At 67.1% G+C, this 23,916-nt stretch carries 26 protein-coding genes; 10 read left to right on the top strand and 16 right to left on the bottom strand.

From position 1 onward, the window contains the following. Positions 1 to 13: 13 nt before the first annotated feature. Complete coding sequence (locus tag K0O62_RS15995) at positions 14 to 526, bottom strand: Rv2253/PknI dimerization domain-containing protein (protein WP_073859728.1); 513 nt, start codon at positions 524 to 526, stop codon at positions 14 to 16. A gap of 142 nt (positions 527 to 668) precedes the next feature. Here K0O62_RS15995 and K0O62_RS15990 point away from each other — a divergent pair, with 142 nt between their 5' ends. The 4 genes from K0O62_RS15990 to K0O62_RS15975 all read left to right on the top strand — a co-directional run bounded on the left by K0O62_RS15990 (position 669) and on the right by K0O62_RS15975 (position 2,593). Then, on the top strand, positions 669 to 1,046 hold the full coding sequence (locus K0O62_RS15990; protein WP_073859727.1) for a hypothetical protein: 378 nt from the start codon (positions 669 to 671) through the stop codon (positions 1,044 to 1,046). Further along, positions 1,039 to 1,443, top strand: coding sequence for an Rv2576c family protein (locus tag K0O62_RS15985; RefSeq protein ID WP_073859705.1), 405 nt, complete (start codon positions 1,039 to 1,041; stop codon positions 1,441 to 1,443). Before K0O62_RS15990 ends, K0O62_RS15985 begins: the two co-directional genes overlap by 8 nt. Positions 1,444 to 1,520: 77 nt before the next feature. Next, the gene (locus tag K0O62_RS15980) at positions 1,521 to 2,084 is read left to right on the top strand and encodes an Rv1363c family protein (RefSeq protein WP_234800313.1); all 564 of its coding nucleotides are present in this window, start codon (positions 1,521 to 1,523) and stop codon (positions 2,082 to 2,084) included. Continuing rightward, on the top strand, positions 2,081 to 2,593 hold the full coding sequence (locus tag K0O62_RS15975; protein WP_073859704.1) for a hypothetical protein: 513 nt from the start codon (positions 2,081 to 2,083) through the stop codon (positions 2,591 to 2,593). The genes K0O62_RS15980 and K0O62_RS15975 overlap by 4 nt, the downstream gene beginning before the upstream one ends. A 3-nt stretch (positions 2,594 to 2,596) precedes the next feature. Here the strand turns inward: K0O62_RS15975 and K0O62_RS15970 are convergent, their stop codons facing one another. The 4 genes from K0O62_RS15970 to K0O62_RS15955 are packed head-to-tail and all read right to left on the bottom strand — an operon-like array spanning position 2,597 to position 6,418. Continuing rightward, positions 2,597 to 3,832, bottom strand: coding sequence for a lipid-transfer protein (locus K0O62_RS15970; RefSeq protein ID WP_073859703.1), 1,236 nt, complete (start codon positions 3,830 to 3,832; stop codon positions 2,597 to 2,599). Further along, positions 3,829 to 4,266 carry a Zn-ribbon domain-containing OB-fold protein gene (locus K0O62_RS15965; protein ID WP_220045463.1) on the bottom strand — a complete coding sequence of 146 codons (438 nt, stop codon included), beginning with the start codon at positions 4,264 to 4,266 and terminating at the stop codon, positions 3,829 to 3,831. Before K0O62_RS15965 ends, K0O62_RS15970 begins: the two co-directional genes overlap by 4 nt. After that, the gene (locus K0O62_RS15960; protein ID WP_073858737.1) at positions 4,263 to 4,874 is read right to left on the bottom strand and encodes a PaaI family thioesterase; all 612 of its coding nucleotides are present in this window, start codon (positions 4,872 to 4,874) and stop codon (positions 4,263 to 4,265) included. Before K0O62_RS15960 ends, K0O62_RS15965 begins: the two co-directional genes overlap by 4 nt. Then, positions 4,871 to 6,418 carry an FAD-binding protein gene (locus tag K0O62_RS15955; RefSeq protein ID WP_073858736.1) on the bottom strand — a complete coding sequence of 516 codons (1,548 nt, stop codon included), beginning with the start codon at positions 6,416 to 6,418 and terminating at the stop codon, positions 4,871 to 4,873. Before K0O62_RS15955 ends, K0O62_RS15960 begins: the two co-directional genes overlap by 4 nt. Positions 6,419 to 6,519: 101 nt before the next feature. Between K0O62_RS15955 and K0O62_RS15950 the strand changes: the two genes are divergently transcribed. After that, on the top strand, positions 6,520 to 7,200 hold the full coding sequence (locus K0O62_RS15950; RefSeq protein WP_073858735.1) for a PadR family transcriptional regulator: 681 nt from the start codon (positions 6,520 to 6,522) through the stop codon (positions 7,198 to 7,200). Between the two features lie 13 nt (positions 7,201 to 7,213). On the opposite strand, the gene K0O62_RS15945 is transcribed toward K0O62_RS15950, so the two are convergent. Further along, a complete protein-coding gene (locus K0O62_RS15945; RefSeq protein ID WP_073858734.1) occupies positions 7,214 to 8,890 on the bottom strand; it encodes a 3-ketosteroid-delta-1-dehydrogenase in 1,677 nt (558 codons plus the stop codon). A gap of 139 nt (positions 8,891 to 9,029) precedes the next feature. Between K0O62_RS15945 and K0O62_RS15940 the strand changes: the two genes are divergently transcribed. Genes K0O62_RS15940 through K0O62_RS15920 form a run of 5 tightly spaced genes read left to right on the top strand, consistent with a single transcriptional unit; the run spans position 9,030 to position 13,354 of the window. After that, positions 9,030 to 10,187, top strand: coding sequence for a 3-ketosteroid-9-alpha-monooxygenase, oxygenase component (locus K0O62_RS15940; protein ID WP_073858733.1), 1,158 nt, complete (start codon positions 9,030 to 9,032; stop codon positions 10,185 to 10,187). Positions 10,188 to 10,222: 35 nt separating this feature from the next. Next, the gene (locus K0O62_RS15935) at positions 10,223 to 10,492 is read left to right on the top strand and encodes a hypothetical protein (protein WP_205870668.1); all 270 of its coding nucleotides are present in this window, start codon (positions 10,223 to 10,225) and stop codon (positions 10,490 to 10,492) included. 3 nt (positions 10,493 to 10,495) lie between these two features. Beyond that, positions 10,496 to 10,975: a nuclear transport factor 2 family protein gene (locus tag K0O62_RS15930; protein WP_073858731.1), complete on the top strand. Its 480-nt coding sequence runs from the start codon at positions 10,496 to 10,498 to the stop codon at positions 10,973 to 10,975. Continuing rightward, positions 10,959 to 11,750, top strand: a complete 792-nt coding sequence (locus K0O62_RS15925; RefSeq protein WP_073858730.1) for an SDR family NAD(P)-dependent oxidoreductase — start codon at positions 10,959 to 10,961, stop codon at positions 11,748 to 11,750. Before K0O62_RS15930 ends, K0O62_RS15925 begins: the two co-directional genes overlap by 17 nt. A gap of 11 nt (positions 11,751 to 11,761) precedes the next feature. Continuing rightward, positions 11,762 to 13,354 (top strand): FAD-binding protein, encoded by a 1,593-nt coding sequence (locus K0O62_RS15920; protein ID WP_073858729.1) that lies wholly within the window; start codon positions 11,762 to 11,764, stop codon positions 13,352 to 13,354. A 95-nt stretch (positions 13,355 to 13,449) separates the two neighbouring features. Here K0O62_RS15920 and K0O62_RS15915 read toward each other — a convergent pair whose 3' ends face one another. The 10 genes from K0O62_RS15915 to K0O62_RS15870 form a co-directional block, all read right to left on the bottom strand. After that, positions 13,450 to 14,505 (bottom strand): hypothetical protein, encoded by a 1,056-nt coding sequence (locus K0O62_RS15915; protein WP_073858750.1) that lies wholly within the window; start codon positions 14,503 to 14,505, stop codon positions 13,450 to 13,452. A gap of 129 nt (positions 14,506 to 14,634) precedes the next feature. Beyond that, positions 14,635 to 15,597, bottom strand: coding sequence for an alpha/beta hydrolase (locus K0O62_RS15910; RefSeq protein ID WP_073858728.1), 963 nt, complete (start codon positions 15,595 to 15,597; stop codon positions 14,635 to 14,637). 13 nt (positions 15,598 to 15,610) lie between these two features. Beyond that, the gene (locus K0O62_RS15905; RefSeq protein WP_073858727.1) at positions 15,611 to 16,483 is read right to left on the bottom strand and encodes an SDR family NAD(P)-dependent oxidoreductase; all 873 of its coding nucleotides are present in this window, start codon (positions 16,481 to 16,483) and stop codon (positions 15,611 to 15,613) included. Between the two features lie 2 nt (positions 16,484 to 16,485). After that, complete coding sequence (locus K0O62_RS15900; RefSeq protein ID WP_073858726.1) at positions 16,486 to 16,968, bottom strand: polyketide cyclase; 483 nt, start codon at positions 16,966 to 16,968, stop codon at positions 16,486 to 16,488. A gap of 76 nt (positions 16,969 to 17,044) precedes the next feature. After that, positions 17,045 to 18,082: an acyl-CoA dehydrogenase family protein gene (locus tag K0O62_RS15895; RefSeq protein ID WP_073858725.1), complete on the bottom strand. Its 1,038-nt coding sequence runs from the start codon at positions 18,080 to 18,082 to the stop codon at positions 17,045 to 17,047. After that, positions 18,079 to 19,230: an acyl-CoA dehydrogenase family protein gene (locus tag K0O62_RS15890; RefSeq protein ID WP_073858724.1), complete on the bottom strand. Its 1,152-nt coding sequence runs from the start codon at positions 19,228 to 19,230 to the stop codon at positions 18,079 to 18,081. Before K0O62_RS15890 ends, K0O62_RS15895 begins: the two co-directional genes overlap by 4 nt. Next, on the bottom strand, positions 19,230 to 20,006 hold the full coding sequence (locus K0O62_RS15885; protein WP_073858723.1) for a crotonase/enoyl-CoA hydratase family protein: 777 nt from the start codon (positions 20,004 to 20,006) through the stop codon (positions 19,230 to 19,232). The genes K0O62_RS15890 and K0O62_RS15885 overlap by 1 nt, the downstream gene beginning before the upstream one ends. Further along, positions 20,003 to 21,424 (bottom strand): aldehyde dehydrogenase family protein, encoded by a 1,422-nt coding sequence (locus K0O62_RS15880; protein ID WP_073858722.1) that lies wholly within the window; start codon positions 21,422 to 21,424, stop codon positions 20,003 to 20,005. The genes K0O62_RS15885 and K0O62_RS15880 overlap by 4 nt, the downstream gene beginning before the upstream one ends. Before the next feature lie 34 nt (positions 21,425 to 21,458). Then, complete coding sequence (locus K0O62_RS15875; RefSeq protein WP_097933769.1) at positions 21,459 to 22,616, bottom strand: zinc-binding dehydrogenase; 1,158 nt, start codon at positions 22,614 to 22,616, stop codon at positions 21,459 to 21,461. Between the two features lie 91 nt (positions 22,617 to 22,707). After that, a complete protein-coding gene (locus K0O62_RS15870) occupies positions 22,708 to 23,778 on the bottom strand; it encodes a cytochrome P450 (protein WP_165637038.1) in 1,071 nt (356 codons plus the stop codon). Between the last annotated feature and the right edge of the window lie 138 nt (positions 23,779 to 23,916).

The raw sequence follows: 23,916 nt of genomic DNA, 5'->3' as shown, positions 1-23,916 counted from the left end.
GAGGCGGACCGGATCAACCGACCTTGACGAGCTTGAACGGCATGTTGATGTACACCGGCTTGCTCACGCCGCAGGCACCGCTCGGTCCGGTGGTGAGGTCCTCTCCGACAAGGACGTCCGATGACGCGTCGAAGTTGGCGCCCTCGGGCGTCATCGGCTTGAACCGGAACGTCTGCAGGCCGGGCGCGGTGCTGCCATCGGGGCAGGGAATCCAGTTCTCGACCGTGTGTTTGACGTACCAGACCCCGCTCTTCTGGTAGATCGGCGCCGTCCAACCGAAGTCGCTCTGCACCGTTCCGGTGCATTCACCCGGGTAGCTGCATCGGGTGTTGACCGTCCAGGTGCTGCGCAGGCTCGCCTGGTCGTAGAACACCTCATTCTTGCGGGCCCACTCGCCGTTGGAGGTGGCGGTGTAGGTCCCGTTGATACCCCAATCCGGATTGTCGGCCTGTGCAGAGGGACTCATCCCCATGCCGGTCAGGGCCGCGACGGCCATGGCGGTGACGAATGCGGGTACACGCGGCATTGCCTGCTCCTCGAACTGGTCCACTGCACGGACACAGCGGCGCCCACAGTAAATACCGCCGGGCCGGGAGCCGGGGCGCAACCTGTCCGCTGAGTGGACCACCGACCGCGGCCGGGTGCATCTGCCTGACAGAGTGCCGGGCGTGAAGAGGAGCGTGATCGCGGTTGCCGCGTCGTTGGCCGCCGCACTGGTGACGTCCGTTCCGGCACAAGCAGACCCGCCGACCTGCGATGGCCCGGACTGTACGCCGGGCATCACGCCGGCGGTGACACTGGGCGCGCCCTGCTCGAACACCACCCATTACGTCTTCGGCACGACCTCCTGGGGCCGGATGGTCTTCTGTGGGTCGCCGCGCCGGTATGAACCGCGGTACTTCCGTTCACCGTCGATGGCGGGGGTGAAAGAGATCGGCACCGGCTGCGCCGGGTACGAGAACTGGGTTGCCCAGGCGCCGGACGGACTGTTCCTCAGTTGCCAGGCCAGAGACGGTTCCGCGCTGTGGAGCCGCGGCGATGTCTAGGGCCCTCGCCGCGGCACTGGGTGTGGGGACAATGGTGGTGACGGCCACGCCGGCACAGGCCGAACCGCCACCCGCGCGCCAGATCGTCTACTCCGTCACCACCGCGACCCCGGTGTCCGCCGACATCTACTTCCGCGACGTCGATCCACCCACCTGGGCCGACTACAGCCACAACCCGTACGTGTTCAGTCCCAAGGTCCGGGTCGACATCGGCCCGGACAAGCCATGGGTCCTGCATGCCGCACTGGTCGATCCCGACCGGTGGGCCATGGTGGCGGCCACCAGCGGACCGTCATCGGGGGAACCGATGTTCCGCTGCGAACTGTCGGTGGACGGCGTGCTGGTGGACACCGCCGAGGGACCGAAGGGCGCGCTCTGCGCGATACGGCACTGGTGAAGCGCTCCGCTGGGTGGCGTACCCACTGGATGGGAGATCGCCGCTGCAGCGCCGGCCGTTCCCCATAGCGTGCCGCTATGTCGAGAACTGAGGTGCTGACCGAGACCGTCGCACCGGCCGATCAGGCCGAGACGGATACTCCGGAGCCCAGACGCCGTCTCAAGACGGGCCGGGTGGCTGCGGTCATCGCGGTGCTGGGCACGGCCGGCTTGCTCGCCGCAGGCGGGCTGATGATCAAACAGCAGCAGAACGTTGCGGCCGAGGACCGCAACAGGGCCGAATTCGTCGCCGCGGCGCGCCAAGCAGTGATCACCTTGATGTCCATCGACTTCAAGAATCCCGAGGACGACGTGCAGCGGATCGTCGACAACTCGACCGATCCGTTCCGTACGGAATTCGAAGGCGCTGCCGAGGATTTCATCAAGGTGTCCCGGGACGCCAAGGTGAGTACGACGGTGACCGCGAATGCGGCGGCGGTGGAGTCGATGACGGCGGACTCAGCCGTGGTGTTGGTGTCCGCATCCTCCACTGTCACCGATGCCGAGGGCACCGACGAGGCCCCGAGGAACTGGCGGCTCCTGGTGGACCTGCAGCGTGACGGTAATCAGATCAAGATGTCGAATGTGGAGTTTGTGTCATGACCATCGACACACCGCGAGCCCGGCTGACTTCGCGCCGGAAGGGCATCCTGCTCATCGTGCCGGTCGTGGCCGCGGCCGTCTTCGCGACGGTGGTGTACTTGACCGGCTTCCGGCAGATTCAGCAGACCGATGCGGTCGCCGAACAGGTGGCGGTCGATGCGGCATCCAGCGCCACCGTCGCGCTGCTGTCCTACTCGCCGGAGACCCTCGATCGCGATATGGAACGTGCGCAGTCGTTGATGGCCGGGGATTTCCTCACCTATTACGGAAGGTTCACCGCCGAGGTGGTGGCGCCGGCCGTGCGGGATCGGGGCATCACAGCGAATGCGCAGGTGCTGAACTCGGCGCTGATGGAGATGGAACCGAACTCGGCGAAGGTGCTGGTCTTTCTGAATCAGGAGACCACCAGCCGTGACCGGCCCGAGCCGTCACTGACCGCCAGCAGTGTGGTGGTCAGTCTGGCCAAATCCGATGGGAAGTGGTTGATCTCGGCACTCGACCCGGTGTGAGAACTACTTGGCGATGATGACCGAGGAGCCGTGGCCGAAGAGGCCTTGGTTGGCGGTGACGCCGACGGTGGCGCCCTCGACTTGGCGGCCGGTGGCTTGGCCTTTGAGTTGCCAGGTGAGTTCGCAGATTTGGGCGATGGCTTGGGCGGGGATGGCTTCTCCGAAGCTGGCGAGGCCGCCGGAGGCGTTGACCGGGATGCGGCCGCCGATGGTGGTGGCCCCGGAGCGCAGCAGGTGTTCGGCTTCGCCCTTTTCGCACAGGCCGAGGTGTTCGTACCAGTCGAGTTCCAGGGCGGTGGACAGGTCGTAGACCTCGGCCAGGGACAGGTCTTCGGGGCCGATGCCGGCTTCGGCGTAGGCGGCGTCGAGGATCTGGTCTTTGAACACGCGCTGCGGGCCGGGGATGACGGCGGTGGAGTCGGTGGCGATGTCGGGCAGTTCGGGCAGGTGTTGGGGGTATTGCGGGGATTGCAGGCTGACCGCGCGCACCGACGGGACGCCTTGTGTCGAGCCGAGGTGTTTTTCGGTGAACGCTTTGGAAGCGACGATGACGGCGGCCGCACCGTCGCTGGTGGCGCAGATGTCGAGCAGTCGTAGTGGGTCGGAGACGACGGGGGAGGCCAGGACGTCGTCGACGGTGGCTTCTTTGCGGTAGCGGGCGTTGGGGTTGTTCAGCCCGTGGCGGGCGTTTTTGACCTTGACGTTCGCGAAGTCGTCCACGGTGGCGCCGTAGAGGTCCATGCGCCGGCGTGCCAGCAGGGCGAAGTAGACGGTGTTGGTGGCGCCGATCAGATGGAAGCGCTGCCAGTCGGGGTCGTTGCGGCGTTCGCCGCCGACGGGGGCGAAGAAGCCTTTGGGGGTGGTGTCGGCGCCGATGACGAGGGCGACGTCGCAGATGCCGGCCAGGATTTGGGCGCGGGCGGATTGCAGGGCTTGGCTGCCGGAGGCGCAGGCGGCGTAGCTGGAGGTGACGGGGATGCCGTTCCAGCCGAGTTTTTGGGCGAAGGTGGCGCCGGCGACGAAGCCGGGGTAGCCGTTGCGGATGGTGTCCGCGCCGGCGACGAGTTGGATTTGGCGCCAGTCGAGGCCGGCTTCGGCCAGGGCGGCGCGGGCGGCGACGACGCCGTATTCGGTGAAGTCGCGGCCCCATTTGCCCCAGGGGTGCATGCCGGCACCCAGAATGTAGACCGGCTCTGGCGGCGGGCAGGAGCGCAGCGACTCGGGGGATGACACTGTCATTGGGCGATCCTCCAGGCGTGGGTGGTGCGTGCGATGCCGTCGTCGTCGACGTAGAGGGTCATGGTGGTCAGTTCCATGGGCATGCCGACTTTGAGGTCGGCGGCCAGGGTGCCTTCGACGACTTTGCCGAGCACGATGAGGCCTTCGTCGGCGAGTTCGACGGCGGCGACGGCGAACGGTTCGAAGGGGTCCGGGGACGGGTAGGGCGGTGGGGGTGCGTAGCGGTTTTCGGTGTAGCTCCACACCTTCCCGTGCCGGGACAGCGGCACGAGGGCCAGGGTGTCGCTGTCACAGCCGGGGTTGGGGCAGTTGTTTTCCCGGGGCGGGAAGACGTAGGTGGCGCACTGGGTGCACTTGCCGCCGATGAGGTGCGTCTGGCCGGCGTCGTCGGTGGAAAACCACCCTTCGAACGCGGGCTGCACAGTTGCGGTCATGGTTTCGCTTTCGGTCGGATGAAGATGCCTTCGGCCTGCACGGTCACCACACCGTCGGCGTCTTTGATATGGCCCGCGGCAATGGTTTTCGACTCGGTCTCGCTGTCGATCCACGCTTCGACCCGAAGCTTGCCCAACCGGGTGGGTGCCACATACCGAAGGGTCAGCGTACCGGTGAAGGCCGGCTTCCCGGGCCGGTGAGCGGTAGCGCCGAGCACGTGGTCCAGCAGCAGCGCGCACACCCCACCGTGGACATGGCCCGCCGGGCCCTCGTAGGGCGCCTCCAACACCAAATCCACGGTGGCCCTGCCACTGTCATCGCGGATGACGTTCAGCGGGGGAGCGATCGCATTGCGCATCCCGATCGCCACATTGCCCCACGGGAGCATGCCGCCATCGGTGGTGGTGCGCACCCCGAACGGTCCCGGATCGAGGCGTGAACTCAACAGGTCGGCCGCCTGTTCGATCAACCGATGCGCCTGTGCCACTTCGATATCGTCGGCCTCGCTGCGAATCGTGACGTCGATGAGCCTTCGCAGGGACTGCGTCAAGGGACCGTAGAGGTCCTCGATGTGCTGGGCTTGCTCGGGGCTCAGTGACCGACTCACTGCGCAGCGTCCTGAGCGGCCATATCCAGCCCGGCAAGGTGGCTGAAGAGCATGGATGCGCCGATCGGATTGCCGCCACCCGGGTAGGTGGTGCCCGACACCGCCGCCATGGTGTTGCCGGCGGCGTACAGGCCGTCGATGGGCGTGCCGTCGGCGCGTAGCACCCGGGCGTGGGTATCGGTGCGCAGTCCGCCCTTGGTGCCGAGATCGGACAACCCGAACGCGGCGGCGTGGTACGGCGGGCGGTCGATGGGCACCAGCGGTGACTCGCCCGCGGTGAACACCCGGTCGTAGGCCTCCGCGCCGCGGCCGAAGTCGTCGTCCACCCCACTGGCTGCCAGCTTGTTGAACCGCTCGATGGTGGCCTCCAACTCGGCGGCGGGCACCCCGATCGCCTCCGCCAGTCCGGCCACCGTGTCGGCGGTGTGCCACAGCCCCGCCTCGCGGTATTGCGCGGCGTCGACCATCGACACGTTGGTGGCTTGGACCGGGGGCACGTTCCCGTCACGGTTGTCGTACACCATCCAGAACGGCAGGCCGGCCGAGCCGTCCTGCAGCTGGCGGATGACCTCGCGGCCGAGCCGGTCGTAGGGTGCCGACTCATTGACGAACCGGCGCCCATCCTGGTTGACGAAGATGCCACCGGTGAACCACAGCGCGAACGCCGAACGCCCGTCGGGGTGCGTCAGCCCCGGGGACCACCAGGCTTGATCCATCAGGTCGACATCGGCGCCCACCGCCATACCGGCCCGATGCGCGCCGCCGGTGCTGCCCGGGCCGCCCATGGTGTCGTTCGCCTCGCCAGGTACGCCGTATTCGGCGCGCATGGCCGGGTTCTGTTCGAATCCGCCACTGGCCAGCAGCACTCCGCGGCGGGTCGTGACCCGGATCGGGGCGCCCTCGTGCTCGATCACGGCGCCGACGACCCGGCCGTCCTCGGTGATCAGCTCCACCAGCGGGGTACTGCGCAGGCAGGTGACGTTGGGCAGCCGGTCGAGGGCGGCCAGGAACCGGCCGACCAGGGCCCTGCCCCCGGATAGGACCTCGGGCGCGGGAACTCCGAGTCTTTCGGTGTCCAGCGGGCCGCGCACCGACCCGGCGTAGCGGCCGAGCGCGGAGTCGGGCACGGGCAGCGGGATGGTGTGCCGGTATCCGTCGTTGCGGGCGTCGGGCGCCGAGCCGTAATAGTCCGGCCAGGGCAGCACGGTGAACTCGAACGCCGGGTCCTGCTCCAGGTACTCGATCAGACCGGCGCCGCCGCGCACGTAGGCGTCCTGCAACTCCCGCGGGGTGCGGTCGCCGACGACGGCGTGGAAGTAGTTCAGCGCCGCGTCGATGGTGTCGTCGGTTCCGGCGCGCTGTAGGACGGGATTGCACGGGAACCACACCCCGCCGCCGCCCGAATACGCGGTGGTCCCGCCGAACATGTCGGTGGCCTCGACGAGTAAGACCGAAAGGCCCTCGCGGGCCGCGGTATACGCTCCGGCGATGCCGCCGCCCGACCCGGCGACCAGCACATCGACCTCGGTGGGAATCTCAGTCATGGACGGTCACTCTTCCCGCTCCATCGTCGCTGCCGCAACGTCTTCTCCCGGTCAGCGGTAGTCGGGCGGCGGTGCGTAGCGGGCGTTGCTAGCCTTGGTGGGTGACCGATGACACCGCGAGCGCACCTGGTGGGCTGAATGTGTCGCCCACCGGCTGGGCGTTGCTGGGGCTGCTCACCAGTGGTGACGAGCTGTCCGGTTACGACATCAAGAAGTGGATCGACTGGGCCATCCGGTTCTTCTACTCCAGTCCTGCATACAGCCAGATCTATTCGGAGCTCAAGCGTCTGGAGCGGCTCGGTCTGGTCAGTTCCCGGGTGGACGCGGGTATCCGTAGTCGGCGGATGTACCGGATCACCGAGCAGGGGCAGGCGGCGGTCAGTCGGTGGGCCAACGAGGACCCGGTGGAACCGCCCAGCCTCAAACACAACCCGATGCTGAGGGTGATGCTCGGACATCTGCTCAAGCCCGGACGTCTCCGCGAGATCCTCACCGAGCACGCCGCCTATGCCGAACAGTTGCACCAGGCCGCCGCGACGGAGGTGCGCTGGACCAGCGAGCAACCGGCGTGGGCGTATGCCCGGCTGGCACTGAAGTGGTCGGAGCAGTACTACGCGGTCGAACGTGAGATGGCCCTGCAGATGATCAAGGATCTCGACGCGGTACAGGACGCCTTCGGCGAGAACCCCGCGGGGGTCCAGTTCCCGGTGCGCGAATACTGGTACGAGGTGGAACGCCGGATTGCCGCCGAGGACCAGGACGACGACCCGGCGGCCGACTAGCGGCGGGTCAGGCTCAACTGATTCTGCCCGCGGCGTGCTGGGCGATGATGTACCCGAACACCAGCCCCTGCCCGATCGTGGCGCCGGCGCCCGGGTAGGTCCGGCCGAAGGTGTTGGCCGCGGTGTTGCCGAGCGCGTAGAGACCGTCGATCGCGGTTCCGTCCTCGCGCAGCACCCGGCCGCGGGCGTCGGCCCGGACCCCACCACAGGTGCCCAGATCGCTGAGCACCACCTTGACCGCGTAGAACGGGCCGGAGTCCAGCGGGCGCAGGTTGGGATTGGGCGTGATGGTCGGATCGCCGTAGTACCGGTCGTAGGCGCTGGCCCCGCGCCCGAAATCGGTGTCCACCCCCGAGTCCGCCAGCCCGTTGAAGCGGTCCATCGTGGCCAGGAAGCTTTTGGAATCGACGCCGATCTGATCCGCCAGCGTTCCGAGATCAGCGCTGCGGTAGGCGATCCCGGCGTCATACCAGCTCTGCGGGATCGGCATCCGCGGGAACAGTTCCGCCGCGAGCAGGTAACTGTTGCGGTACCGCTGATCGAAGATCATCCACATGGACTCCACCGGGTCACCGGCATCCTCCCGCCGCAGCAGTTCCTGGCCGAAGGACATGTAATCGATGGCCTCGTTGATGAAGCGCCTGCCGTCCTGATCGACCAGCAGGCAACCCGGCAGTGACCGTTCGGCGAGCATCACGGTCGGCTCACCACCCGGCAGCGGCGCGAAAGCCGGGAACCACCAGGCCTGATCCATCAGAGCGGTGCCCGCGCCCAGGTCCTGCCCCAGCCGGATACCGTCTCCGGTGTTTCCCTCCGATCCCAGACTGTGGTGGGCGCCCAGGCGCTCGGACTGGAACTTGTGCCGCCAGCTCATCTGGTGGTCGAAACCGCCAGTGGCCAAAACGATTCCGTGCCGCGCGGTGACCGTCACCGCGGTTCCGTTGCGGTCCACCACCGCACCGCTGACCCGCTCCCCGTCGGTGAGCAGCGTGGAGACCGTCGCTTCGGTCCACACCGGTATGTCGGCGGCCAGGACACCGGCGTACAACCCGGCCGCCAGGGCCTGCCCGCCGGCGGCGTACCGGCGTCGCAGCGCCAGGCCGCCGATGCCCTGGAAGGCCCGCAGCAGGATGCGCGGCCACGACCGGCCGGGCGTGCGGGCCATCAGGTTCAGCCATCGGTAGTCCGCGCCGGTCACCGGCATCGGGAAGTTCGACTTCATGACACCGGGGCGCAGCCGGGCCAGTTCGGCGCCCAGGACCGCGGTGTCGAACGGGCGGCATTCGCAGGTACGCCCGGCCGCGCTGCCACCGGTTCTCTCGGGGTGGTAGTCCGAATACCCCTTGGCCCACTGGAATTTCATCCGTGTGGTGCGGCGCAGCATCTCGATGGTGGCGGACCCGAACTCCACGAACGCATGGGCCCTGTCCTGCGGGGCGTCCGTGCCGACCAGTTCGTCGAGGTAGGCACGTCCCCGCTCCAGGGTGTCCCCGGAACCTGCCTGGGCCAGGATGGGATTCCCCGGCATCCAGAAGGCGCCGCCGGAGCGCGCCATGGAGCCGCCGACCAGCGCGGTCTTCTCCACGATCAGCGTCGAAAGGCCGAGCTCGTGAGCCGCCAGCGCAGCGGCCATGCCGGTTCCGGAGCCGATGATGAGGAGATCGACGGTGATGTTCTGGGCAGAGGTCACGCATCCGATTCTCAGATGCGCAGAGCAGTTGTGTCTTCGGGGCCGCCCGGTCAGTGGAACACCAGGGCCCTGAGGCCAGAAACACGGTGCTACAACGGAGTTCTCTCCCAGTACATAACCAGAGCGAGGATGGCCGGAGATGACGTCGTTGCAGCCCGACAGTGCAGAAGAAGTTCGGCAGATCGAGGCGCAGGCCGCGCCGACCAGGTTCGCCCGCGGCTGGCACTGCCTGGGACTGACCCGTGATCTCGGGGACGGCAAACCGCATGCGATCACGGCATTCGGCACCAAGTTGGTGGTGTTCCGCGGCGAGGACGGCACGATCAACGTGCTGGACGCCTACTGCCGTCACATGGGTGGCGACCTGTCCGACGGCGAGGTCAAGGGCAACGAGATCGCCTGCCCGTTCCACGACTGGCGCTGGGGCGGCGACGGCCGCTGTAAGCAGATTCCGTACAGCCGCCGAGTGCCCAAGCTCGCCCGCACCGCGAAATGGCAGACCCTCGAGCAGGACGGCATGCTGTTCGTCTGGAACGACCCGGAGAAGAAGGCACCGCCCGCCGACGTGACGATTCCCCACATCGAAGGCGTCGGCTCCGACGGCTGGACCGACTGGCACTGGTACAGCACGGTGGTGCACACCAACTGCCGCGAGATCATCGACAACGTCGTGGACATGGCGCACTTCTTCTACATCCACGGCGGGCTGCCCACCGGGTTCAAGAACATCTTCGAGAATCACATCGCCACCCAGTACTATCGCAGCGACTCCCGGCCCGATCTCCGCGGCGGCGAGGGACCGCAGATCCTGGGCACCACCTCGGTCGCCTCGTACTACGGTCCGTCCTTCATGATCGACGACCTCACTTATCACTACGACTACGGCGATCAGCGGACCATCTTGCTGAACTGCCACTACCCGATCGATGCGGATTCCTTTGTGCTGCAGTACGGGATCATCGTCGAGAAGCCGGCCGGACTGCCGGATGAGGATGCTGTGCAGATGGCGGTCGCGCTCGGTGACTTCGTCAAGATGGGTTTCGAGCAGGACGTCGCGATCTGGCGCCGCAAGGCACGCATCGACAACCCGTTGCTGTGTGAAGAGGACGGCCCGGTCTATCAGCTGCGCCGCTGGTACGAGCAGTTCTATGTCGACGTCGCCGACGTGACCCCGGATATGGTGGACCGCTTCGAGTTCGAGATCGACACCACCCGCCCGCGGGAAGCATGGAACAAAGAGGCCGAGGCCAATGTGGCGGCCGGCCGGCTGCCGAGGCTGGTCGGGATCACCCAGTGAGGGTGCGCCCCGACAACCGTCTCGCCGACGTACCGATGACGCCGGTCGACTGCGGGGCTTGCGGGGCGCAGGTGCTGGTCCGCAAGAGCAGCTGGGAGCAGACCAGCGTGCAGTGGACCGCCGACTCCCTTGCCCGGTGTGCCCGGCGCGGTGCGGGCCCGAGCCCGGTCGGGGGACGGATGCCGGAACCGGACGACGCCCTCGCACTCTGCCCGCAGCTCCGTGAGGCCATCGAGGCCTCGGTGCACCGGGGGACGCTCCCGGTGCTCGACGAGACCGAATGGTCATCCAACGGAGAGGAATAGCTCATGACGCACGCAACCGGGTGCCCGGCCTGCGAGGACATCGAGGCTCTTCGGCAGCTGAAGGCGCGCTACTTCCGATATCTGGACACCAAGGACTGGGACTCGTGGCGGTCGCTGTTCGACGATGAGGTCGTCGGCACATTCGACAACGCGGTGACCACCCACGGTGCCGATGCGGCGGCACAAACCTGGGCGGGTGTCGACGAACTCGTCGCATCGATCCGCGGTGTCCTCGACGGGTGCACCACCGTGCATCACGGTCACACGCCCGAGATCGTGCTGGAATCACCGACCACCGCGTCGGCCATCTGGGCGATGGCCGACATCGTCGACTTTCCCAGCGGTCACACTCTCAGCGGCGCGGGCCACTATCACGAGACGTACATCAAGACCGCGGGGCAGTGGCGCATCCGGTCCATCCACCTCACCCGTACCCGGATGGGGTTCACGGAACCCGAAGGTGCTCATGCGCATCCCGGATAAGGTGTTCGTCGTCACCGGCGCCGGCAACGGGATGGGACGCGAGGTCGCGCTGGGTCTGCACCGGCGGGGCGCGCACGTCGCCGCCGTCGACCTCGATCAGGTGGGTCTCGCCGGGACGGCCGAGCGTGCCCGCGGCACCGGGACGCGGCTGTCCACCCACGTCCTGAACATCACCGACCGCGACGCGGTGGCCGCCCTACCCGCCCAGGTACTCGACGTGCACGGCCAGGTCGACGGGTTGGTCAACATCGCCGGGATCGCCCAGAGATTCGCGCTTTTCGCTGACCTCGGCGATGACGATCTGGACCGGGTGATGGCTGTCAACGTCACCGGGACCATCCAGATGTGCCGGGCCTTCCTGCCCCTGCTGCTCACCCGGCCGGAAGCCAACATCACCAACATGTCGAGCCTGTCGGCTCTGCTGCCGTTCGCCAGCCAGATCCTCTATAGCGCCAGCAAGGGCGCCGTGCAGCAGTTTAGCGAGGGACTCGACGCCGAACTCGCGGATACGAACGTCCATGTCGTGACGTTGTTCCCGGGCAACGTCTCGACCAACCTGGCGCAGAACTCGGGGGTCGAGATGCTCGACGCCGGAGGGCGGCGTGCACCGGCCACCACCCCCGAGGCGGCGGGCAAGAAGATCGTCGCCGGAATCGCCAAGGACCGCTACCGGGTGATCATCGGTACCGATGCCCACCTGCTGTACACGCTGTCCCGGCTGGCGCCCCGGCGCACCGCCCGGCTTGTCGCCAAACAGATCAAATCCGTCCTCTGATCGGAGCATCGATGTCCACACCTCGCGAATATGACGTCATCGTCGTAGGATTCGGGGCCGCCGGTGCCGCCGCGGCGATCGAGGCCGCCGATCGCGGCGCACGGGTGCTGGTCCTGGACCGCGGTTACGGCGGCGGTGCAACGGCCTACTCGGGTGGGATCGTCTATGCCGGGGCCGGGACCGCCGAACAGCGGGCCGGCGGCTACGTCGACAGCGTCGAGAACATGCTGGCCTACCTCGACCAGGAAGTCGCCGGTGCCGTGACCCCCGAAACGCTGCGCCGGTTCTGCGAGCAGAGCCCCGCCATGATCGATTGGCTCAAGGCGCAGGGGGTCGAGTTCCGGGGTGGTGCGGTGCCGTCCTACAAGACCTCGTATCCCACCGATGACCACTACCTGTACTACTCGGGCAACGAGAAGGCCTTCCCCTACGTGACACACGCCCAGCCCGCCCCGCGCGGGCACCGGGTGCTCGCACCCGGCATGAGTTCAGGGCGAGTCCTGTTCGAACGGTTGCGGGACTCGGCGAAGGCGAAGGGTGTCGACTTCGTCCCGCTCGCACACGTGCACGGCCTGATCCAGGCCGACGACGGCCGGGTCACCGGCGTCCGGTACCAGGTGCTGGACCATGGCCACCGCAGCGCGCGGAAACACCGACTCATCTTCAAAGGCACCGGGAAACTCGGTACCTGGATGCCCGGCGTGGTCGAGGGTGCCGTTGCGCGTGCCGAGAGGCTGCGTGCGAAGGCCAGCAGCGAAACACAAGCCCACGCCCCGGCGGTGATCCTGGCCGCCGGCGGCTTCATCAACAACCGCGACTGGGTGAAGCGATACGCCCCGGAGTTCCTGAAGATCTCGCCGCTGGGCACCGTGGGAGACGACGGGACCGGGATTCGGCTCGGACTGGACGCCGGGGGAGTGACCGACAAGATGGGTAATGTCACGGCCTGGCGGTTCCTGTCCCCACCCAGCGCCTTCCTGGAGGGGCTCAGCGTGGGGGCGGACGGCCGCCGCATCGTCAACGAGGATCTCTACGGGGCCAGCCACGGCAACGTCATGATGCGCGAGTTCGGCGGCACCGGGTGGGCGATCTACGACGCCGCCACCTGGCGAAAGATCAAGGAGCAGATCAAGGAACAGACCCAGGTGTTCCAACGGCTGCAGATCTGGTACCTGCGGTCCATCGGGCACAAGAAGGCCGCCACCATCGAAGGCATCGCGGAGAAGAATGGTATCGACGTCACCGGCCTGCGTAAGACCGTCGATGAGTACAATCACGGAATCCGCAGTAGTGCAGGCGATCCCGCACACAAGGACCCCTCGCTGTGCCCACCCATGGACCGTGGGCCGTTCTACTCCATCAATATCTCGGCGGATTCGTCGATGTTCTACCCGATCCCCGGGCTGACGCTGGGTGGACTGGTGGTCGACGAGACCACCGGTGCGGTCCGGCACCGCGACGGTGGCGTCGTGCCCGGGCTGTATGCGGCCGGCCGCAATGCCGTCGGGGTGTGCTCGAACAGCTACGTCAGCGGTCTGTCGATCTCGGACTGCGTGTTCAGCGGCCGGCGCGCCGGTGCCGACGCCGCCGCACGGCTGCACTGACTCGACCAGGAGGCGGTCCAAGACCGCATCCGTCAACAACGAAGGCCCCGGGCTCCTTTCGGAGACCGGGGCCTTCGTGTGTGCCGATGTGTGCGTCAGCCGAGCACGAACGCACTCAGCGGGGCTTCCTCCGGATAGCTTGCCGGGCCACCGATGTCGTAGGCGGCATTGAGCGCGCCGATGAAGGCCGGGTCGTGCAGCGGGGCGCTCGGGATATCGAGCTTGATGCCCTTCTTCGCCAGGTCGTCGACCATCATGTCGATGGCCTTGTCAATGGTCAGGTCGTCGGAGCCGTCCATGTTCTTCTTCAGCTCGTCGAAGTCGGAGAACACCTCGGCCGACCAGTGCACCAGGAACCGCAGTTCGTCGGAGTGATGGCGGGCGATCACGTCGTCGCCGTTCTTGAGCACCCACTGGTCGCGGTCGGCGGGATCACCGGCGAACACCGTGTCGAACGCCAGACCGGCCGGCATCTGCTGCTCCAGCGGGCCGTTGGCCTCGCCGCGGTGCACCATCATCTCGTTCTGCACCACCACGCCACGGTTGTAGACCGGAGGCAACAGCCGCTTGGGAGTCTTCAACGGGCCGTCCGGCCAGTAGGTGAAACCGCTGCCCTCGTCGTGGGAGAACCAGGTGATCACCTGTGCCATCTTGACCAGGTAGTCCTTGAACAGGCCGGATTTGCCCATCACGCTGACCAGCCAGGTGGGAGCGTTCTCGTAGCGCACGCCGCGGAAACTCGGCGAATCGAGGTGGCCGGGATCACGGTTGCAGCACGGCCCGTTGATGTTGAACAGCATCATCTGTGGCTTGGCGTACTCCGCACCCCAGTACGACTTCGCCTGTGCGAGGAACTCGGCGTTGTAGAAGCAGTCGTGCAGTTCCGGGTACAGCACGGTGCCGTGATTGGCGAGGTGTCCCCGAAACGTGGGGGTCAGGAACAGGTCCAGCGTCGGGGTGAAACCCTCGGGGAACTGACCGCTCATGGTCGCCATCAGCTCTTCGGGTGACGAGAAGTGCTGGGCGATGATGAGCCGCCAGGGGGCATCCTGTCGGACGACATCGAGCAGGCGTTGGCGCTGATCCTCGGTGTAGACGTTGTCGACCTCGCGGGGCGGCGCCACGGGACGCAGAATGTCCGACAGTTCCATGCGCCGTTCATCGGTGAGCGTCACGGGTACTCCTTTTCTCGATTCCGGCGGTCATCCGCGCCGTTGCTAACGTCGATTCTGGTTTGCGTCAACGGTGTTCGAACGGTCGATGTCCGGCCATCGGGACGTTCAGACGTCGAAATCCATGGGATTGGCGAACTTCGCCCGCAGGAGAGCGCCGATCTCGGCCATCGCCAGCCGGCCGCGTGCGGTGGCTTGCGACCGCATCAGGAAGCCGTGGTAGATCCCCGGATACCGGGTGAGGGTGGTCTGGACACCGGCGTCGCGCAACCGGGCGGCATAACGCTCACCCCAGTCGTGGATCGGATCCAGCTCGGCGGTCACCACGATGGCTTGCGGCAAACCGGTGAGATCGGTGGCATAGGCCGGCACCCGCCGCGTGTCATGGGCTGCGGAGGCCCCGGTATCGGCGAGCTCGTGCAGATAGACGATGTCGTCGTGCAGCAGCATCGGCGCGGCCGGGTTGTTGAGAACCGACGCTGCGGCCATGTCACGGTCGACACCGGGGTACATGAGCACCTGCGCGAACAGCTCCGGTCCACCCTCGTCACGCGCGGACAGCGCGACGGCGGCGGCCACGCCTCCGCCCGCGCTGTCTCCGGACACGACGATCCTGGAGCGGTCGAATCCCAGCGACTCGGCGTTGTCGGCAACCCATTCGGTGACCGTCCAGGCGTCCTCGAACTGCGCCGGCGGGGGATTCTCCGGGGCCAGGCGGTAGTCGACCGCGACCACGGCGGCCTGGCTTGCGGCGGCGAGTGCGCGCGCCAACGGCTCGAACGAATGATTCGAACCCATCACCAGCCCGCCCCCGTGCAGATGCACGATCGCCGGTGACGGATCAGCACTGTTCTCCGGACGGTAGATCCGCACCGGGACGGGTCCGCCGGTCCCGGGCACCGTGGCTTCCGAGATATCGGCCATCGCGGGCATGTCGGCCGGCGGTGGTGCCGATTCGATGGCATCGCGGAGCGCCTGAAACCCGCGCTCGCGCATCGGCGTCGGGGGGCCGAAGGCCGCCACCCGGGCGGCGGCATCGGGGTCCAGCACCGGCCGGTACGGGTTGCTCATCGGCGAAACCCTCTCAGTGTTTGTCCGGATCGAAGCGCTGGGCGGTGCGCAGCTGCGGAGGCACCCGAGTGGTGAGCACCGTGGCGCGGTCGGCCATGGCCGAGCTGACATAGTCGGGCTGCGTCAGCAGGTAGAAGTCGCCACGGTCGGCCTGCTCGAACACCACCTCGGCGGCTTCGACGGGATCCATTGCCGCAGCCTTGATGTCGAGCATCGCTTCGCGCTGGGACTCGGCGGCACGGTCATCGCCGTCCTCCACGCCGCCGGCGGCTTCGAAGATGTTCGACTTCACCGCGCCGGGCAGCACCGCCTGCACCCGGATGAGGTCGCCGTGGCCGGCCAGTTCCACCTCCAGGCGCAGGCACTCGGTCAGTGCCAGCACCGCGTGTTTACTCACGATGTAGGGCGCCTGCAGCGGTACCGCGGCGACCCCGCCGATCGAGGACAGATTCCACACCCAGGCGGGTGTGCCGGCGGTGATCATCTTCGGCAGGAACGCGCGCACACCGTGGAAGACACCGCTGACATTGATGTCCATCACCCGGTTCCAGTTGGCCACCGGGGTGTCCCATAAGTATCCGAACTGCTCGACACCGGCATTGTTGACCAGCAGCCGTACCGGGCCGATATCGGAGTACACGCGCTCCGCCAACGCCACCAGCGCGTCGGGATCCCGGACATCGCACACCTCGACATGTGCGGTTCCGCCGTCGGCGACCAGTTCGTCGCGCAGCTTCGTCACGGCACGCTCGTCCACGTCGACCAGCACCACGGTCATGCCCAGCCGGTGGGCGTGTCGGGCGAGGCCGGCGCCTATGCCGGCACCGGCGCCGGTGATGACCGCGATACCGCCACCGAAGGTCCGGCGTGCGTCGGCTGAGTCCACCGTCAGGCGTTCGTCGTGCTGAGCTTTGCGCGGTGCTCCGCGAACGGAATCGAATCCTCCGCGTCGAGGACCACCGTCATCGAGGTGAGCACCAGTGCATCTCCGGAGCGCCTGATACCGACATCGACAACCCCCGACGACACATCGAAGGGCACATTGTTGGTGACCTGGTTGACGTACAGGTAGAAGCGGGCTGTGGTGACGTCGCCGTCGGTACCGGTGCGGAAGATGTTGGTGGCGTGATGACGCAACGGGTAGGGGTTCTCGTCGCGGTGCTTGCTCAGCCACGCCAGCGTCTCCGCACCACCGTGCAGCTCGGCCGCCAGCAGGTCCTCGAACGGGCAGTTCCCGGAATCGGAGCGGCTCAGGTACTCCATCTCATCGCCGACGTAGGTGGCGAGCACATCGAACTGCCCCTGGTCGTAGTGATACCAGAAGCCGGCGATGAACTCCTGAACTTCCGACAGTGCGATCTGGTTGGTCATGCTCACGAGTCAACCGGTGATGGCTGATCACCGACATGAGGTTGACCGGTCAGTGGAACACCAAACGGGGCTGCGCTCAGTCGGTGATCAACGGCCACAACCCCGATGCGCCGGCGGCCAACGCGGCGCGGGTCACTGCGTGATCCCAGTGCCGCACCGACCCGTATTCCGAACGCCAGGCCAGTGCCGCACGGGTGTATTCGTGCAGCCGGTGCTCGATGGTCGTGCCGATGGCGCCGTGTGCCTGGTGGGCGTTGCGCACCACCACCGAGGTCGCGTGGCCGGTACAGGACCGGGCCACGGCGACCAGAAATTCGAGGTTGCCGGCGGTCCAGTCGCTGGTGATCGCGGCGGTCAGCGCGGCCTCGGTGGCCGCTTGTGCGAGCGCGGTTTCGGCGGCGATATCGGAGACCATGTGCTGGATGGCCTGGAACTTCGATAGTGCCCGCCCGAACTGCGTTCGCGAGGACGTGTGCTCGATGCTCAGGTGCAGAATCTGCTGCAACGCGGCGCACACCTGAATCGACCGCACCAGAGCCGATTTGAGCCGGAGCACGTCGATGAGCTCGGCGGACACAGGCACACCCCTGCATGTGGACAGGTCCACCGCGATATTGTCGCGCGGCTCGCCGATCATGTTGGTACCAGGTGTGATTCGGCATTGGTCAGCGGTGAGATCGGTGACCTCGTATCCGCTCTCGACGGGCCACGCCGCCACGATGTGCTGCGCTGACGACGCCCACGGCGCGGCGGTGGCCGCCCCGGACCCGTCCAGCACCGCGATGGTGCGCACCCCCTCGCTGGGGGGTAATCCTGCGGCGGTGAGCATCCATCCGGCCAGCAGATCGTGCTCCGGCAACGGGACGCGCACGCCGTGACGCACGGCGGCGGACATCAGTTCGGCGGCTTCGGCCCAGCCGGCGCCGCTCCCGCCAGATGTCTCGGACTCGGTCAACCGCACCAAACCGAGTTCATCGAGGCTGTGCCACAAGTCGAGGTCCAGCACGGGGGCACCGGACGGCCTGGATGAGCGGTGATCGGCGAACACCGCGTCGATCATGGTGACCAGGTCGGTGTCGACCGCCGACGACTGCAGAACGTGGGAGTCTGTCATCGCATGCCCAATCCGCGCGCGATCACACCGCGCAGCACTTCGTTGGTTCCACCGCGCAACGTGAACCCCGGACGCTGGTCCACGGCAAGGACAATTGCGTCGTGCAGAGCGGCGTCGACCGAGCTGTGGTCGCCGATCCGCAGATCGGCGTAGTCGGCGATATCGCCCTCGGTGGTGGTGCCCAGTACCTTGACCACCGCCGCGGCGACATCCGCGTTCTCGTGCCGTTCCAGCGCGCCGGCCACCGCCGTCGACATCTGGTGCAGGCCGGCGACCCGGGCGACGAGCCGCCCGAGATCGGCGTCGGGCACGATGTTTCCCGCCGCCATTTCGTCTGCGCACGACGCCAGGACCGTGAAGGTGGACAGGAACCGTTCCGGTCCGCTGCGCTCGAAACTGAGCTCCGAGGTCACCTGGCGCCAACCGTCGCCGATCTCACCGAACACCATGTCGTCGGGGACGAAGGCTTCGTCGAGGATCACCTCGTTGAAGTGGTGCCCGCCGTTCATCGAGATGATCGGTCGCACTTCGACACCCGGACCGGAGAAGCGGACGATGAACTGACTGAGTCCGGCATGGCGGTGCGCGGGATCGGCGGGCGCGTTGCGGGCAAGGACGATGAAGGCGTGCGCATGATGCGCGCCAGAGGTCCACACCTTGGTGCCGGTCAGTGACCAACCACCCTCCACCCGAGTGGCTTTCGTCCGGACACTGGCCAGGTCGGAACCGGAGTCGGGTTCGCTCATGCCGATGCCGAAGAAACACCGGCCCGCCGCGATCTCGGGGAGGAATTCCCGCTTCTGTACCTCGATGCCGTACTTCAACAACGACGGCACGATCTGTCGGTCGGCGATCCAGTGCGCGGCCACCGGGGCACCCCCGGCGAGCAGTTCCTCGGTGACGGCGAACCGTTCGATGAACGACCGACCGTGCCCGCCGTATTCCTTCGGGACGGTCATGCCGAGCCAGCCGCGGGCGGCGAGCGCCTCGGTGAACACTTCATCCCATCCGCTCAGCCAGCTGTCCGCCGCCGGTGAATAGGTGCCTGCGGCGCGCTGTTCGGCAAGGAACCCGCGCACCTCGGCACGAAGCGCCGCGGTGGCGGTGGGATCGGCGGAGGCCGGTGGCACCAGTCGGAACTGTGCCATCAGCTGCTCCGCCAGCGCGCGATGCGTTGCTGATGCTCCGCATCGGCGTGGGCCAGCGGCTGCATGGCCGCGGCCATGGCCAGCGTCGATTCCAATGTCCCGGTGCGCGACTCCAGCAGCAGGCGCTTGGCCATCCGCAGCGAGTGAGAGGGGTTCTGCGCGATCCGCTCGGCCAGCTCCGTCGCCGTGCTCACCAGTTCGTCATGCGGGACGACCCGGCTGACCAGACCCCAGGCCAGTGCGGTCGGCGCGTCGATGCGGTCGCCGGTGAAGGTCATCTCGGCGGCGCGCTCGTAGCCGATCGCCCGTTGCAGGAACCAGGATCCGCCGTCACCCGGGATCAGTCCGAGCGCGACGAAACTCTCCGCGAACGATGCACGTTCGGAGGCGATCCGGATATCGCACATCATCGCCAGATCGCAGCCCGCGCCGACGGCGGCGCCGTTGACGGCGGCGATGATCGGCACCTCCAGTCGGCCCAGGGCCCGCGGGATCCGTTGGATGCCGTCGACGTACGCCCAGCGCTGTTCGATCGGGTCCAGACCGAACATGCCCTGGCGGTCGGCCATCTCCTTGACGTTGCCGCCGGCGGAGAAGATCTTGCCTTCGCCGGTGAGAATGACGGCCCGGACGGCGATGTCGGCGTTGGCCCCTTCGGCTGCCGCCTCGAACGCGGCGATCACATCCTTGCCGGTGATCGCATTGCCCGACTCGGGCCGGTTGATGGTCCAGGTCTCGACGGACCCGGTCCTGCTGATACGAATGGGCTCGGTCACGGCAGCTGCAGCGATTTCACCTGTAGGAACTCCTCGAAGCCGATCCGGCCGAGTTCGCGGCCGATGCCGGACTTCTTGTAGCCCCCGAAGGGAGCGGCCGGGTTGTACTTACCGCCGTTGATGTCGAGCTGACCGGTCTGCACCTGCCGGGCGAAGGCGATTGCGGTGTCATCGTCGGCGGCCCAGACCGCCCCCGACAGTCCGTACGGGGTGCCGTTGGCAATCTCCAATGCGTCGTCGCTGTCGCGGAACGGGATCACGGCCAGCACCGGTCCGAACACCTCCTCCTGGCCGAGTTCGGAGTTCGGATCGACATCGGCGAACACCGTCGGGGCGACGTAATAGCCCACGTCGCGCACCTTCTGCGAACCCCCGGTCAGCAGCCGGGCGCCGTCGCCGGACGCGCGTTCGATGAAGCCCAGCACTGTCTGCTGCTGGGCGAGCGACGCGGACGGCCCGATCCGGGTGCCCGGATCGGTCGGGTCGCCCACGGTGTACTTGGCGACCGCGGCCTCGATGATGTCGAGAGCCTCACCGTAGCGGGACTGCGGGACGAGCATCCGGGTCCAGGCCATGCAGGTCTGACCACCGTTGAGGAACGCATTGCCGACGCCGACCTTCACCGCGGTGGCAAGGTCGGCGCCGTCGAGGATCACATTGGCTGACTTGCCACCCAACTCGAGGGCCACCTTCTTGACGGTCCGACCGGCGAGTTCGCCGACACGGCTGCCGACACCGGTGGAGCCGGTGAACGAGACGAAGTCGACGCCCGGGTGCTCGGCCATCCGTTCCCCGATGATCCGGCCGGGACCGGACACCAGGTTCACCACTCCGGGTGGCAGCCCGGCGTCCTGCAGGGCCTCGACGAACTCGAACACCGACAACGGCGCCTCGTTACTCGGTTTGAGCACCACCGTGCAGCCCGCCGCGATCGCCGGAATGACCTTGGCCACCACCTGGTACAGCGGGTAGTTCCACGGGGTGATGGCCGCGACCACCCCGTAGGGTTCGCGCGTCACCAGCGAATTGCCGATGCGCTCCTCGAACTCGAAACCCGCCAGGGCATCGGCGAATCCGCGCGCCACCGCCAGGGGCACCTGGGTCTGCACCGTCTGCGCGATCCGGATCGGCGCGCCCATTTCAGCGGTGATGGTCTCGGCGATGTCCGGGAGGCGTTTCTCCATCGCCGTGATCACCGCGTCGAGCCGCTCCCGCCGTTCGGGTACGCCGATCAGCGGGTCGAAGGCGTTGCGGGCCGCCGCAACGGCGGCATCCACATCGGCGTCGGTACCGCCCGGGACGGTACCCAGTACCTGCTCGGTCGCCGGATTGATCACCTCGATGGTGTCGGTGCCGGCGGGGGAGACCCATTCACCGTCGATATAGAGCTTGGTGCGGGTGTATTGGTGGTTGCTCATCAAGAACTTTCGCTGGCTTTCGGTATGGCGGGGTTCAGGGCACGATGCTGGCGCGGACATCGCGCTTGGTCTCGGCGGCGGCGAACGCATCGTTGATGTCATCGAGGGAGTAGCAGGCCGCGGCGAGCCGGTCGAATGGCAGCTTGTGCTGGTACTCGTCGAGGAAGTCGAGGGCGCGGGACAGCACCGCCGGGTCGTAGAGCGACACGCCGACCATCGTCTTGTTGGAGAACACGAATCGGGACGGATCGAATTCGAAGGTCTTGCCGATGTTGATATTGCCGATCTCGACGTATCGGCCGAACTGCCCGAGCAGCTTCAGACCTTCGTCGATTGCCGAGGGATGCCCGACGACCTCGACCACCACATCGGCGCCCTGCCCGTCGGTGAGCCGGCGGACGATCTTGGCGCGTTCCTTCTCGGTGCTGACCTCGGTGATGTCGATGACGGCATCGGCGCCGAATGCGGTGGCCAGTTCGAGCCGTTCCGGCACACCGTCGATGGCGATGACCTTGGCGGCGCCCCGGGCCTTGGCGACCGCCACGGCGTACAGGCCCAGTGCACCCGCGCCCTGTACCACCACGTATTCACCGAGTTGCTGGTCCACCCGTTCCAGCCCGTACATCACTTGGGACAGCGCACAGTTCGCGCCGGCCGCGATCTCGTCGGATACCCCGTCCGGGACGGTGTACACCACCGCGCCCGCGGGAAGCACGAAGTAGTCCGCGTAGCCGCCGACGAAGTAGGGCGGCTCGTCGGCGCGACCCAGCATCGCCATCTTCAGGTTCAGACATGCATTCCGGCGGCCCGCCAGGCAGTTCCGGCAGGTGTGGCAGCAGAAGAAGTACGGGAACACCACCCGGGTGCCCTCGGTCAGCGGCTTGCCGTTGGAGTCGGCGTGGACGCCGTCACCCATCGCCGCGATGACGCCGACCATCTCATGGCCAAGCACGGTCGGCAGTTGCCCGCCCAGACCACGGGTGGCGAAGGTGCCGTGCCACGCGTGCACATCGGAGCCGCAGATGTTGGCGCGGGTGACCTTGATCAAGATCTCGCCGGGACCGATGCCGGGCAAGGTGACCGACTCGATTTCGAACGGCTTGCCGGGTTCGTCGAATCGGGCGATGCGACCCTGGAACGGAGCTGGGCTCACGGGCTCGAAATCCTCTCGCTCATAGACGGGTCGGCGCATGACCGACCCGGATGACGGCACGTTAACGGCGTCCGCTCGCGCTGTGACCCGTGCTTCCCGCCCAGCGGTTAACAAGTGGTCTGGGGGTCGGTCAGCAAAGCCGAAGCGGAATGGAGTCGAACGCGCGAGCCCAGACAGAGGTAATGCGTTCCGGTTCGCCGCCCAGTTTGCAGTCGGGGAACCGCTGAAACCACTCGGCAAAGGCAAGGCGGGCCTCCAGGCGGGCCAACCCGGATCCCATGCAGAAGTGCGCGCCGTGCCCGAACGATGTGTGGCGTTGCACGTGCCGTGTCACATCGAATCGCTCGGGGTCCGCAAACTCACGGTCGTCGTGGTTGGCGGCGCCCCACACCAACATGACCCGAGATCCGGCCGGGATCCGAACACCGTGCAAGTCGACGTCGCGGGTGGCGGTACGTGGCAACGCCTGGGTGGGGGCCTCGATGCGCAGCATCTCTTCGATCGCGGACGGCCACAGCGACGGGTCGCTGCGCAGCACGTCGAGCTGTTCGGGGTGTCGCAGCAGCAGTACCGTGCCGGACCCGATGAGGCTGGCGGTGGTGTCGTTGCCGCCGAGCACCAGCAGCAGGCAGAACCCGAGCAGTTCCTGGTCGGTGAGCCGTTCTCCGTCGATTTCCGCGTCGAGCAGTGCGGTCATCAGGTCGTCGCGCGGGTTGCGGCGACGTTCTTCGAGCAACTCGGCGAACATGGCGTAGATGTTCATCGCCGCTTCCAGCGGTGCGCCGGTGTCGGCAAGTCCGATGAAGGCCTCGGTCCAGGTGCGCATGGGCGCGACGTGCTGCTCGTCGAGCCCGATCATGCTGCCGACGACGACGCTGGGGATGACTGCGGCGTAGTCGTGCTGGAATTCACAGGTGTCGCCGGCGGCGGCGATTTCGTCGAGCAGTCCCTGGATGGATCGCCTGATGTCGTCCTCCATCGCCGCCACTCGCCGTGCGGTGAAGGCCCGGGATACCAGCTTGCGCAGTGCCCCGTGCCGCGGCGGGTCGATGAAGATCAGTTGGGGCAGCAGCTCGTTGGCCTCGGCCACCTTGCTGGAGAACGTCTCGTGGTCGGCGGCGGCCGCCCAGACGTCGTCGAATCGGGTCAGCGCGTAGAACTGGCCGTCCGGGTCTTGGTACACCGGGTGATCGTCTCGCATGGCGCGGTATACATCCCACAGTTCGGTCTGAAATTCCGGCGTGGACGGGTCGTATCGAAGGTGTGATCCAGTCATGTGCTGAGCCCTTTCATCTGACGTCTACCGACGCCGAATCACGTTGTGCCGTTGGGTGATACG

It is taken from the genome of Mycolicibacterium diernhoferi (genome assembly GCF_019456655.1).
In the GTDB taxonomy this organism is placed as follows: Bacteria; Actinomycetota; Actinomycetes; order Mycobacteriales; family Mycobacteriaceae; genus Mycobacterium; species Mycobacterium diernhoferi.
The sequence above is the reverse complement of the archived record's forward strand: the minus strand, read 5'-3'. Positions and strand labels throughout refer to the sequence as shown.